Annotated in this window: 1 protein-coding gene; it reads left to right on the forward strand. The window is 61.1% G+C overall.

Features of this window, described 5'->3' with window-relative positions; translation table 11 throughout:
• Positions 1-298: enoyl-CoA hydratase-related protein (locus A3764_RS20985; protein ID WP_236628279.1), on the forward strand; the 298-nt coding region annotated here is incomplete at its 5' end.
• Between the last annotated feature and the right edge of the window lie 167 nt (positions 299-465).

Raw genomic sequence — 465 nt, forward strand, 5'->3', positions numbered from 1 at the left:
CCTGACGGGCCGGTTCATGGATGCCGCCGAAGCAGAGCGCGCGGGCCTCGTGAGCCGTGTGGTTCCGGTCAAGAAGCTGATGGACGAAGCCATGAGCGCCGCCCAGAAGATCGCCGAGAAATCCATGATCTCCGTCATGGTGGTGAAGGAGGCGGTGAACCGCGCCTATGAGGTGCCGCTGCGCGAGGGGCTGCTTTTTGAACGGCGGATGTTCCATGCCCTCTTCAATACCGAGGACCAGAAGGAAGGCATGTCCGCTTTCCTCGAAAAGCGCGAAGCGCAGTTCCGCGACAAGTAACCATCACCCGGCGGGCTGCTTTGCGGTTTGCAAACCCCGCCGCTCTGGCTTATAGGCCACCCGATACATGCGCGTGCAGCCCGCTCTGGCTAGAATCACCGTCGGTTCGTCCGATGCGGGTCGTGTCGCGCGACGTTTGAAATTGATACGAACCCGAAGGCTGATTC

The sequence above is a fragment of the Sulfitobacter sp. HI0129 genome, assembly GCF_001635395.1.
In the GTDB taxonomy this organism is placed as follows: domain Bacteria; phylum Pseudomonadota; class Alphaproteobacteria; order Rhodobacterales; family Rhodobacteraceae; genus Sulfitobacter.